Here is an 11,891-nt window from a genome sequence, read left to right as displayed (position 1 = left end):
GTGAAAAGGATAGTTTTTAAAATATGGAAATTTCCAAAGCTTTCTGAAACATTTATTGTCAATCAAATTGCTTTGGCAGTCAAGCTGGGTTATGATGTTAAGGTTTTAATAGGTGAGTTTACCTCATTGGCTGAAATTGCTAATCCTGAATTATTCAATGAGTATGATATAAAAGAAAGAATTGAAGTTATAGACTATAAAATTCATAACAACAAAACCCGGAAATTTATAAATGCATTACAAACCATTGCCAAAAACATTAAAAAAAAGGGTTTTATTAAATATATTTTCAATTCAAGGGAAGGCTGTATATCGCCTTACTATGAATATAATTTTTATCAAAAATTAGAGAAAGTTGATATATTCCATATTCAATTCGGAACCAACAAATATCCTTTGGATGAATTAAAATATTTCGGATTGTTAAAAGGTAAAATTATAGTAAGTTTTCATGGTCACGATCTGCATTTCCCAATAAATGGAATAATTACAGATGAGAATTATTACAAGAAGTTGTTTGAAGTTTCAGATTATTTGGTTTGTAATACTATTTATTTAAAGGAGAAACTAATAAAAATGGGTGCACCAGGAAATAAAATTGAAATTATTCCAATTCCTGTCGACACCCAATTTTTCAAGCCAGTATCTCAAAATAAGACGAGTGGAACTTTTAATTTAATTACAGTTGGAAGAATTGATGAACTTAAAGGTCAGGAATTTGGAATAGAAGTGGTGAAGATTCTAAAACAAAAAGGCTATAAGGTTCAGTATCATATTCTGGGTAATGGTCCTTCTATAAATAGTTTAAAAACAAGAGTAAAGCAATTGGAACTGGATAATGAGGTTTTTCTTCATGGTCCTGCTAATCAGTCGAAAGTTCTTAATTATTTACAGAAATCAGATGTCTTTTTAATGACTTCTATTACAAATCCTAAAGGAATGGCGGAAAGCCAGGGATTGGTCACAGCCGAAGCTCAGGCATGTGGTGTGCCAGTGGTGGCTTTTGATAGTGGGGGGGTGAAATATACAATTTTAGAGGGAGATACAGGTTTTCTTTGCCCCGAAAAGGATGTAAGTTGTTTTTCTAATAAATTAGAGTTTTTATTGACTAATCCTGAGATGCGCAAAAAAATGGGGATTAATGCAGTGAATTTTATTCAAGATAAATTCTCAGAAGAAAGTGTCAAAAAAAAATGGAAAAAGATATATGCTTAAGGTAAATGTTGAAGAAATAGATTCTGGTAAATTATCTATAGTGATTCCATGTTATAATGACCATAATTATATAGGTGAATCTATTAGGTCTGCTCTAAATCAAACCTGGAAAAATAAAGAGGTTATCATAGTTGATGATGGATCTAATAAGAAAACGAAAGAAATTCTCAAAAAATTTGAGCCTAAGGTAGATCTTCTAATTACTCAGGAGAATAAAGGTGTGAGTTCTGCCAGGAATTCCGGCATACAACGGGCTAGCGGTGAATACATTCTTGTACTTGACAGTGATGATTATTTTGAAAATGATTTTGCCGAAAAAGCAATTCATATTTTTCAAGAAAATAAAACGGTAAAAATTGTATCCTGTTATGGAAACTGGTTCGATAGCAATCATTCAAAAATTTTTAAACCTTCAGGCGGAGAAATAAAAGAAACTTTAATAAAAAACATTGCCATAGGTACCTCTATGTTTTTAAAGGAGGACTGGCATGCTACAGGTGGGTATGATGAAAAAATGCTCGAAGGTTATGAAGATTGGGAATTCTTTATTAGGATCCTGAAAGATGGTGGATTTGTAGAAGTGATTCCTGAAGTACTTTTTCATTATCGGAATAGGGAGTTTTCCAGGAATAAGAATGCCAATCTGAAAAAATATGAAATACTAAAATATATTTTTTTAAAAAATTCGGAGATTTATAAAAAGCATTTTGACATGTTTATAACAGACTGGTTAGAAAGTGTGCAAAAAAGCGAAGCTTTTAAGCAACATGTTATGCAGAGTAAGGAATATAAAATTGGGGATTATCTTTTAAAACCATTCAGAATATTTGGATTTTTTAAAAAAAGAAAATTTGGGAAGCCATCTTAGTTTTTTAAGCAAAATTAAAAAATGGTTATTAGTTGAATATCGTTACAGACGAACTATTCTGTTTTCAAAATTCATAAAGAGAAATAATAAATCTGTATATATAGACCCTATAAAATTAGCAGCAAACAGATACCTCTATAATTTTATAAAAAATTTTATTATAAGTGGGTATACGGTATATCTTCCTAAAGATAAGAAGCTTATAAACTTATTGCATCATAGAAAGGGAGAATTTATTTATAGTTCCTGGATCTTAGAAGAAAAAATAAAATTTGGTAAGCCAAATAGTCCTGATTTAAATCTAAATAAAGAGAAACTTAGCAATAATTACTTTGCTAACATCGGGAACAAAAATGTCTTTCGCGTTCCTATTGGTGAGTTTCCTGAATTATATAGGGAAGTTTCAAGTAGGCCTGCCGAAAAAGCTATAAATAATAGAAAGCGTTCAATTTTTATAGCAGGAAATATGAGTGATACCTACCAGAAAATTTCTGAAATGAATTTTTTTGATATCCCTAATCGTGTAAGTATGTCTAACTATTTACGGAGTAAGGATTATTATATTGATATAGAGAGTTTAGAGGATTTTGATGTCTTTTTGAATGGAGATTTCGATTACCGGGTAGTTTTAATAGATACTTCCAAAACTTTCAGGATTCCTGGGGAGGAATTAAAAAATACTTTATCAAGATTCCATTTTTTTCTGGCGCTACCTGGGATATTAATTCCGCAATCTCATAATATTTATGAGGCTATCTCTGTAGGTTGTATTCCAGTTTTACATAAAAGCTATGCTCAATTATTTGAGCCGCAATTAATTCATATGAAAAATTCTTTTGTATATAATGACAAGGAAGAATTAGACGAATTGATAAAAATGATTTTTAAATTAGAATTGCCACACATAATTAGCATTCAGAAAGCAGTCCTTGAATATTTCGATAATTATATTTCTCCTGCCTCAATTGTTCGGCAAATCGAAAACAAAAACTTTACAAAAATATATATTCAGGCAGAGGAGAAAAGTATTGCTATATTTAGAAAATATGGTAATGTATTGCATGTTTAAGGTAAAGTCAAGAATAATCATGGGAGTAGTTATTGGAAAACCCATATTTTTATCATTTCATGACAGAATTTAAAGTGATCATACTTCTGGCCTCGAGAAATCGACCTGATCTTATTAAGGAGACCATCGACTCCATTAAAGCCCAGACTTTTGAGAATTGGGCTTGTTATATTACAGATGATCGATCTACCAAAGAAGTACTTAGAGCAATTAATTCTTATATCCAGGATGATGACAGATTCCAGTTGTTTTCTAAGCCAAAAAGTTATCCTGCTTGTCTTTCTGGAAACAGAAATTTTGGTTTAGATTTAATAGCTGATAAGGAGTTTGATTACATCCAGTTTTTTGATGACGATGATCTAATGCACCCCCGAAAACTGGAAATGCAGTTAGCGCCTTTTAAAAGAAAACCTGATTTAAATTTCACAGTATGTAAATTCGATAAGCTAATTATTCAGGCAGACGGAGAGGAAAAAAGAATCTATCCAAATTTTGAACTTGATCATTCTCATCTTGGAGATGCTATTCTAACCGGAGGCTTGATTATTAATAGTCTAACACCTTTATGGAATATTAATATCTTCGAAAAGTTTAGATTTAATAGTGACTTAACTTATGCCGAGGAATGGGAGCTTTTTTGTAGAATAGGCTATCATTTCCCTTCAAATTACGAGTTTGTTGATCAGTATTTATTTACATATAGAAAACATCCTGGAACATTAACTCTGGGAAATAATAATATAGATAAAATTAAATCTTCCATAGTTTGTAGGCAAATATTGATGGATTATATTAGTTCAAATAACTTACATACTATTACCAGTATTAAATTTTTTTATAAAACATTCCTTTTATTGGATTTTAAACCTAAGAGAATAGAAAAGCTTATTTTGGAAGCTAGAAAGATAGGGATGAACAGTAGTAGTTTAAAACTGCTTAAAATTAGTAATAATATACATACCCTCTCATATAAAATAATTGGGAAACTTATCAATCTAGCTTAAGATGAGTAATTCTCCATTGGTATCTATAATTATTCCAACCTTTAATAGGGAGCAACTTTTAAGAGAATGTTTAAATTCTGTACAAAATCAGCAATATCAGAACTGGGAATGTATTATTGTCGATGATCACTCTGCAAAACCTTATTTGAAATTATTTGAAGACGAATTTGGTAGGAAGGATAAAAGATTTAAATTTTATCTTAGGCCTAAGAACTATCCTTCTGGAGCTTCTGCATGTAGGAATTTTGGGTTTTCAAAAAGCACTGGTAAATATGTACAATGGCTTGATGATGACGATTTAATTTCAAGTGATAAAATAGCTAATCAAGTAGATCTGTTGGAAGCCTCTGAAAGTGATTTTGCTATTAGTGTCTGTAGCTGGGATCTTTATTGGCCTGGAAAAAAATTGGAGAAGAGAAATTCATTCGGGAATGTATCTCAAGTAGATTCATCTAGAGTATTTGAAATAATTGGACAAAAGAAAACCTTTGTCCCTTGTAGTGCATATCTGAGCCCTGTAAAACTTGTCCTAAAAGGCGGTTTATGGGATACCAGATTAACCTTAAATGACGATGCTGAGTTTTTTAGTAGGGTTATTGCTGAGAGTAAATTTGTTTTAAATGTGAGCGAAGGCTATGTTTTATATAGATCTCATAGTGGTAAAAGAATTAGTGAGCAGTATACCAAGGTTCATATTGAATCATTAATGCTGAGTTTAAACCTTATGCAGGCTCATTTGAATTTTAAAGGTTTTCACGGCGATCAATTTTTTAAATGGAAATTACTCAAAATTATATTTGATCACGAAAAAGAGCATTCTGCTATCCTTGAAAAATATTCCTTTTTATTCAAACAGTTCAATTTGTCCCTGACATTGAAGAAAATATATATGTGCAGGTATTTTATGTATAAAAGAGTTTATCCTTCTTATAAACGATTAATAAAAAATTAAAAATTGTTTAGAATTCTAATATGTTTTGGAACCCGCCCGGAAGCTATAAAAATGGCTCCAGTCATTCATGAGCTTGAAAGGCAAAAAATAGAATTTAAGATTTGTGTAACGGGTCAACATAGAGAAATGTTGGATCAAGTGATGGAATTCTTTAATATTAAACCAGATTACGATCTGGATCTAATGAAAGAAAATCAGGGACTTAACGGACTTGGATCTAAAATTCTTGAGAATTTGGATGAAGTGTTGACTAAAGAAAATCCTGATGTTGTATTGGTACATGGAGATACTACCACCTCAGTTTTCTCAGCTTTGGCTGCTTTTCATAAAGGAATTAAAGTAGGTCATGTTGAGGCAGGGCTAAGAACCTATAATATCGAATCTCCATATCCAGAAGAAATGAATAGGCAGTTAACCTGTAGACTGGCATCTTTCCATTTTGCACCAACTCATTCTGCCAAAGAGAATCTTATAAAAGAAAATATAGTAGAAGAGAAAATAGTAGTGACCGGCAATACTGTGGTAGATGCTTTAAATATAGGGAAAAAGAATATTTCGGACTTTTCCTACAGGAAGATATCTGAAATAACAGGAATTCCTAATAAAGTCTTAGAAAAATTTATCTTGGTTACTGGTCACCGTAGAGAAAATTTAGGAGATGGATTAGAGAATATATGTGATGCCATAGATACTCTTTCAAAAAAAGTTCAAGTAATCTATCCGGTTCATTTAAATCCCAATGTTCAAAAAAAGGTAATGGTAAGATTAGAAAAGAATAAAAATATACATTTGATAAAACCGGTATCCTACCCTATAATGCTCTGGCTGATACAGAATTCAGAATTTATAATTTCCGATTCGGGAGGGATTCAGGAGGAAGCACCAAGTTTTAGTAAAAAAGTTCTTGTAACCAGAAAACATTCAGAAAGGTTAGAAGGGGTGCAATCATCTTTCTCAATATTGGTCGGGTCGAACAAAAATAAAATAATAGAGGAGGCTAATTATCTTTTAGAAGATAATAATAAAATGATTTACTCAAATCCATATGGGGACGGAGAAGCTTCTTTAAAAATTGTTTCTTGTTTAAAAAGACATTTTGAGTGAAAAACCGTTAAAAATACTCGTTGTAGCTGAATCTCTTGATGAAAATTCAAGCAGTGGTGGAAAGGCTAATTTTGCCTTAATTAATAATTTGATACGTGCAGGTTTCAAAATCAAAGTTTATCACTATACTAGAACTGAGATAAATATTGAAGGGGTAGAGAGTATTTCCATTCCCGAAAATCGCCGTAGTTTGATTTTCTTTCTGAGTCGCACTGAGCGCTACCTCCGATATTTATTTAAAATTAGCTTAAATCCAAAAATCGAGAGAAAGACTGGCTTTTCATTCACCTTAATGAATGACCGAAATAGTATTGTCTCGAGCTTGAAAAAAGAAAAGAGCTCTAATCCGGACTGGGTGCTTACATTAAGTCAGGGAGGAAGTTTTAGACCTCATCATGCGCTTCTTAAAATACCTAGATTACATTATAAATGGATCGCCTATATTCATGATCCTTATCCTATGCATTGGTATCCAAAACCATATACCTGGAAAGAACCCGGATTTATGGCCAAGGAAAAGTTTATGCAAGCTATTGCAGATCACTGTAAATATGCAGCTTTTCCATCCTTATATTTAAAAGATTGGATGGGAAGTCATTACAGTAATTTTTCTACTAAGGGAGTAGTAATTCCTCATCAAATTAGTGAGACGATCAAAAAGACCAGAGCATCTTTTACAGGAATAAACAATTCTGAGTTTACAATCTTACATGCCGGGAATTTTCTGCAGGCAAGACAGCCCCAGGGGTTAATTGAAGGTTTTAAGCAATTCGCTAGGAAGTATCCTGAAGTCAATGCCAGATTTATTCATGTGGGGCCCGCACCACATTATGAGAATTACCTAAAAAAAGAATCACAAATGAACTCCTCGATTGAAGTATATTGTGAAAACAAACTTTTTGATGAGGTGGCCTGGCTTCAGGATAAGGTCTCAGTAAATGTAATTATTGAAGCTAAAGCTGACTTCAGTCCGTTTCTTCCAGGGAAATTCCCGCATATAATCATGGCTAAGAAGCCTTTGCTGGTCTTAGGACCTCCAAAAAGTGAAGTGAAGCGGATCTTAGGGCAAGATTATCCGTACTGGTCTGAAATTGATAACGTATCAAGAATTTCAACCCTTATAGAGAAATTATATCAAAACTGGGTGGATGGCAATACTGAGGTTGAATATAATAAAATTGAGAATTATCTTTCTGCTGCAAACCTAAAAAAAGTAATTCAAAGCCTAAAATAGAATATGAAAATCCTTATGATCTCTATTTTTGCTCCTCATTTCTTCAACTGGACCGAACAGTTAAAAGGTTCCGAACACGAAATCTACTGGCTAGATGTTTTTGACTCTAATACTCATGTTGAGAAAATAGATTTTGTAAATCAAATCAGGGGTTGGCGTTATAAGTGGAACTATCCTGGAAGATATTTCCTTAAAAGGAATGTTCCTAAGATTACCAAAGTAATAAATAAACTAAACGAAAGAAACTTACAAGTTACTCTTGAGAATAAGATCCTAGATTTGAAGCCTGATATAATACATAGTTTTGTGATATATCTTTCAGCAGTGCCCATACTACCAGTAGTAGCAAAATTTCCTGAAATAAAATGGATGTTATCTAGCTGGGGGAGTGATCTATATTATTACAGACAGCGAGAAGATTACCTCAGAGATATAGAAGAAGTTCTTCCTCGAATAGATTATTTATTTACAGACTGTAAAAGGGATTATATTATTGCTGCGGAACATGGATTTCGAGGAAGGTTTATGGGGGTGTTCCCAGGTGGGGGAGGATACGATCTGGAATTTTGGTCATCTTATATTCAAGACTTTGATTCCAAAAATGTAATTCTGATTAAAGGATATCAAGGATTGCATGGAAGATGCATTGAAGTTTTAAAGGCTATTATTAACCTCAAACGGGAATTAGAAAATTATAAAGTTGTCGTATATGGAGCTGATAATGAAGTGATCGAATTTGCAAAGTCTTTAGAAATAGAAAATTGGACCAATTTTAAAATTTATGGTAAGATTCCTCATATTGAAGTAATGAAACTTATGGGGAAGGCAAGAATCGTTATAGGGAACAGTATGTCTGATGGTTTGCCTAATACTCTTCTTGAGGCTATAATTATGGAAGCTTTTCCAGTACAATCGAATCCTGGGGGGGCATCGGCAGAAATAATTGAAGAAGGTAAAAATGGAATTCTTCTTGAAAATCCCGAAGATATTAATTATTTAACCAGAAAAATAGATGAAGTTTTAAGTAAAAAAAATGCTCTACAAAAAGCAATCGATTTCAACACTAATTTTGTAAAGCCCTCACTAGACCGAGAAAATATAAAATTAGAAGTTTTGGATTGTTATAGTTTAATAGAAGAGGAAATTAAATCTGTTCGTTAAATGAATAAAAGTGAAAAAAGGATTACTATAATTTATGCAAATCGGGACCGTTCACCTGAGAGAATTAAAGTTTCATTAGAATCTTTAGCCTTGCAATCCTCTAGGAATTTTAAAGTAATATTAGTGGACTATGGTAGTGAGCTTTCAATTCAGAGCGAATTGAGAAAGCTTTGTAGTGGTTTCTTTTTTGTTGAATTCTATGCCTTGCAGGTACAACATCTTTTGTGGAATAAAAGTAAAGCCCTAAATTTTGGCATTCTAAAATCTAACACTGATCAAATCTTTATATCTGATGTTGATCTCGTTTTTCATCCTGAAACTTTTTCTTATCTGGAAAGTATAGGAAAACAAACAATTTTTAATTTGTTTTCCTTGCAATATCTCTCAGAAAATGAATCAATTAGGCTATGTCAAAATTGTGAAATATCTAATTTTGTCCCTGAAAGAACAGGGACAGTTAATGGAATGGTTCTAGCTCCCAGGAATGCCTTTATAGAAATTAAGGGTTTTGATGAGTTTTTCCATTTCTATGGAGCTGAAGATGTAGATTTATTTGATCGACTGGAAAATGCCGGTTACGTAAGGAAAGAAAATTTTGAATGTAAACTATTTTATCATATCTGGCATAAAAGTTTTGCAGCTTCAGAAGATAAATTAATTACACGAAAACCGAGAATTAAAAATATTATGCGAATTAATGAAAGGCATCATCTCCTTAACAAAAATAATGGAATCATTCAACCACCAAGGCAAACTGAAATGGGAAAGATAAGTGATGATAAAATAGAGAGATTATTTAATGAAGTAGATTTTGAATACAGAATTCCAAATATTCAGGCATTTGTAGAACATTTTTTAGAAGAGGAACTACGTTGCCATTCGGGAGTTGTAAACGCTGTTTTTGAAATTGATGCTTTTTATTTAAGTAAGAAATATAAAGTGAAAAAAATGCTAGGAAAACTATCCCAACCCTATATTTCTTTAAAGCAAGTCAATGATCTGATTCTGAAGAAAATAGTTTTTGAATATAGGGATTCGAATTATTCCTATGAAGTAGCGGAAGATTTAAAGAGTATTGATTTTCGAATAGAACTTTAAATGAATAAAAAAGTGGAACTCATTGCAGAGATTGGCCAGGCTCATGAAGGTAGCCTGGGAATGGCGTTATCTTATATTGATGCTCTTGCGGAAACCGGAGTAGACATAGTGAAATTTCAGGTTCATATCGCTGATGCCGAGAGCAGCATCTATGAACCGTTCCGGATAAAATTCTCTGATCAGGATAAAACCCGTTTCGATTACTGGAAGCGAATGGAGTTTACGCTGGATGAATGGAGGCTGCTAAAAAACAGATGTGAAGAAAAAGGAATGGAATTTCTTGCTTCTCCCTTTAGTAATGCGGCGGTGGATCTTCTGGAAGAATTGGATGTGAGGAGATATAAAATAGGTTCGGGAGAAGTGAATAATCTCCTATTGATGGAGAAGATTGCCCGAACCGGAAAACCGGTAATTATTTCCTCCGGAATGAGTTCGTTGCAAGAATTGGATAATACTATTTCTTTTCTCAGGGAAAAGGGAATTGAATTTTCCATACTTCAGTGCACAACGTCTTACCCAACATTACCTGAAAATTATGGTTTGGATGTAATAGGAGAATTAAAAGATAGGTATAAGGTTCCGGTAGGTTTTTCTGATCATTCTGCGAAAATGGAAACCTGTATTGCGGCAACAGCCCTGGGGGCAGAAATCTTGGAGTTTCATGCAATTTATAGCAGGAAAAGTTTCGGTCCGGATGCTTCATCTTCACTGGAGATAGAAGAAATTAAAAAAATGGTGCAAGCTGTAAGGAATATATCAAAAGCTCTGGATAATCCGGTTAATAAAAATGATAATTCGGAATTTAAGGAATTAAAGAAAATCTTTGAAAAATCGCTGGCGGTAAATAAAAATTTAGCTGAAGGTCATGTTATAAGGTTTGAAGACCTGGAAGCTAAAAAGCCAAGCAATAAGGGGATTCAAGCAAAAGATTTTACGAAAATTATAGGGATGAAATTAAAATCATCTATGAATAAATGGGAATTCCTGACCGAGAATCATTTTTAAATTTTTTAATTTGTTAGCTATTTATGAGTAAAAGAAAAATCTGTGTCGTCATTACAGCGCGTCCATCCTACAGCAGGGTAAGGTCTGCACTCCAGGCAATAAAAGAACATCCTGATCTGGACTTGCAATTGGTTATTGCAGGTTCAGCGCTGCTAGACCGGTATGGCAATGCGGCAGATTTTATTTTAAAAGATGGTTTTGAAGCTGCGGCTAAAGTATATATGGTACTGGAAGGTGAAAACCCTACCACTATGGCCAAAACAACCGGAATTGGTCTTATGGAACTTACCAATGTTTTCTATAATCTTCAACCCGATGCGGTAATTAGTATAGCCGATAGATTTGAGACTATAGCTACTTCCATAGCGGCAGCTTACCAGAACATTCCGTTAGTACATCTACAGGGTGGTGAGGTGACTGGAAATATAGACGAGAAGGTACGCCATGCTAATACAAAACTTGCCGATCTTCATTTAGTATCAAGTGAGGATGCACGGGAACGGGTAATTAAACTTGGGGAAGATCCAGAAATGGTAGTCAATACCGGATGTCCTTCTATTGATCTGGCCAAAGCAATTATGGATGAGCATAGCCTGAATTTTGATCCATTAAAAAAGTACGGTGGAGTAGGAAATGAAATAAAATGGCAGGATGGTTATATAGTAGTGATGCAACACCCGGTTACTACAGAATATTCGCGTTCCAGAGAAAATATTATGGAGACACTCCATGCAGTAAGAGATTCTGGTTTACCTACTTTTTGGTTCTGGCCAAATGTAGATGCTGGTTCAGACGGAACCTCCAATGGAATACGAACGTTCAGGGAAAAAGAAAAGCCCGAAAATATCCATTTCTTTAAAAATATGGATTCCCTGGATTTCCTAAGACTTCTAAAACATTCAAAAATGTTAATAGGAAATTCCAGCGCCGGGATAAGGGAAGGTAGTTATCTGGGTTTACCAGTTATTAATATCGGTAATCGCCAGCAGAGAAGACTAAGGCATAACAATGTAAAGGATATTGGATACAACCGTGAAGAAATCTCTAAAACCATTAAGGAACTAGAAAATAAAGGGCGGTTCAAGGCTTCGGAGATATATGGAAATGGAGATTCAGGTAAAAAAATCGCGGAAATCCTGGCCAGGGTAGAATTGAGATCATCGAAAACTATTGCTTATTAA

At 33.5% G+C, this 11,891-nt stretch carries 11 protein-coding genes; all 11 read left to right on the top strand.

Annotated elements, in window-relative coordinates; genetic code table 11:
* Genes AC2S94_RS00355 through neuC form a run of 11 tightly spaced genes read left to right on the top strand, consistent with a single transcriptional unit; the run spans position 1 to position 11,891 of the window.
* The gene (locus AC2S94_RS00355) at positions 1-1,215 is read left to right on the top strand and encodes a glycosyltransferase family 4 protein (RefSeq protein ID WP_484629534.1); all 1,215 of its coding nucleotides are present in this window, start codon (positions 1-3) and stop codon (positions 1,213-1,215) included.
* Positions 1,208-2,083: a glycosyltransferase family 2 protein gene (locus tag AC2S94_RS00350; protein ID WP_484629533.1), complete on the top strand. Its 876-nt coding sequence runs from the start codon at positions 1,208-1,210 to the stop codon at positions 2,081-2,083. Before AC2S94_RS00355 ends, AC2S94_RS00350 begins: the two co-directional genes overlap by 8 nt.
* Positions 2,043-3,152 carry a hypothetical protein gene (locus AC2S94_RS00345; protein ID WP_484629532.1) on the top strand — a complete coding sequence of 370 codons (1,110 nt, stop codon included), beginning with the start codon at positions 2,043-2,045 and terminating at the stop codon, positions 3,150-3,152. Before AC2S94_RS00350 ends, AC2S94_RS00345 begins: the two co-directional genes overlap by 41 nt.
* Before the next feature lie 59 nt (positions 3,153-3,211).
* The gene (locus tag AC2S94_RS00340) at positions 3,212-4,156 is read left to right on the top strand and encodes a glycosyltransferase family 2 protein (protein WP_484629531.1); all 945 of its coding nucleotides are present in this window, start codon (positions 3,212-3,214) and stop codon (positions 4,154-4,156) included.
* Position 4,157: 1 nt separating this feature from the next.
* Complete coding sequence (locus tag AC2S94_RS00335) at positions 4,158-5,108, top strand: glycosyltransferase family 2 protein (RefSeq protein WP_484629530.1); 951 nt, start codon at positions 4,158-4,160, stop codon at positions 5,106-5,108.
* A 3-nt stretch (positions 5,109-5,111) separates the two neighbouring features.
* Entirely contained in the window at positions 5,112-6,212 is a 1,101-nt protein-coding gene (gene wecB / locus AC2S94_RS00330) for a non-hydrolyzing UDP-N-acetylglucosamine 2-epimerase (protein ID WP_484629529.1), read from the top strand.
* Positions 6,205-7,446, top strand: coding sequence for a glycosyltransferase family protein (locus tag AC2S94_RS00325; RefSeq protein WP_484629528.1), 1,242 nt, complete (start codon positions 6,205-6,207; stop codon positions 7,444-7,446). Before wecB ends, AC2S94_RS00325 begins: the two co-directional genes overlap by 8 nt.
* A gap of 3 nt (positions 7,447-7,449) precedes the next feature.
* Positions 7,450-8,607: a glycosyltransferase family 4 protein gene (locus AC2S94_RS00320; protein ID WP_484629527.1), complete on the top strand. Its 1,158-nt coding sequence runs from the start codon at positions 7,450-7,452 to the stop codon at positions 8,605-8,607.
* The gene (locus tag AC2S94_RS00315) at positions 8,608-9,705 is read left to right on the top strand and encodes a glycosyltransferase family 2 protein (RefSeq protein ID WP_484629526.1); all 1,098 of its coding nucleotides are present in this window, start codon (positions 8,608-8,610) and stop codon (positions 9,703-9,705) included. It begins immediately after the preceding gene.
* Positions 9,706-10,710 carry an N-acetylneuraminate synthase family protein gene (locus tag AC2S94_RS00310; protein WP_484629525.1) on the top strand — a complete coding sequence of 335 codons (1,005 nt, stop codon included), beginning with the start codon at positions 9,706-9,708 and terminating at the stop codon, positions 10,708-10,710.
* A 23-nt stretch (positions 10,711-10,733) separates the two neighbouring features.
* Positions 10,734-11,891, top strand: coding sequence for a UDP-N-acetylglucosamine 2-epimerase (neuC, locus tag AC2S94_RS00305; RefSeq protein WP_484629524.1), 1,158 nt, complete (start codon positions 10,734-10,736; stop codon positions 11,889-11,891).

This window comes from Christiangramia pacifica (assembly GCF_057221535.1).
This window is presented reverse-complemented; position numbering and strand designations above follow the sequence as displayed.